General features: G+C 69.9%; 1 pseudogene. It reads right to left on the reverse strand.

The features are described 5' to 3' along the window. Positions 1-236: pseudogene (locus tag SB816_RS34975) on the reverse strand (peptide ABC transporter permease); the annotation flags it as partial.

Below are 236 nucleotides of genomic sequence, written 5' to 3' on the forward strand. Positions count from 1 at the left end.
GAGCGGCCGAACAGCGTCATCATCAGGATCGCGATCAGCAGGTACGGGATCGCATACATCATGTCGACGACGCGCATCATCGAGGAGTCGACCCGGCCGCCCGCGAAGACGGCCGTCGCGCCCCACGCGACGCCGAACAGGCCGGACACCAGCGTGCCGAGCAGGCCGACCTCGATCGACACGCGGCCGCCGATCAGCGTGCGCACGAGCAGGTCGCGGCCGAGCTCGTCGGTGCC

This window comes from Achromobacter sp. SIMBA_011, assembly GCF_046535435.1.
Classification (GTDB): domain Bacteria; phylum Pseudomonadota; class Gammaproteobacteria; order Burkholderiales; family Burkholderiaceae_B; genus Achromobacter; species Achromobacter dolens.